Raw genomic sequence first — 353 nt, forward strand, 5'->3', positions numbered from 1 at the left:
GAGCCTCTCCGCCGAGAGCTGGCTGCGCTCGTCCGCGGCGGATCGTTGGACCGTCCTCGCGACGGCGTTCCGCGACGCTCTCCCCCGCGGCGTCCGTTCCCAGACCGGTGGCTGGATCCCCCCTCAGCTGTGGCCTCTCGCCCATCCGTGGGACCCCGCGTGGCCCGATCGTTCTCGGGGTATGCAGGAGGCGGCAGCGCTTCTCGGACTGATCGCGGAGGATGGGACCGAACCGGAGTGGGCGGTGAGCCTGCGAAGCGGAGGTCCCGCGGATGCCGGCGCACTCGTGGCCCTGCTGCCCGCCGAGGTCGATCGCATCTTCCTGCAGAACGATCTGACGGCGATCGCACCCG

At 71.4% G+C, this 353-nt stretch carries 1 pseudogene; it reads left to right on the plus strand.

Annotation, left to right across the window (positions count from 1 at the left end):
• Nucleotides 1–353: pseudogene (locus DSP71_RS22345) on the plus strand (hypothetical protein); the annotation flags it as partial.

It is taken from the genome of Microbacterium sp. H6 (assembly GCF_003314775.1).
GTDB lineage: Bacteria > Actinomycetota > Actinomycetes > Actinomycetales > Microbacteriaceae > Microbacterium > Microbacterium oxydans.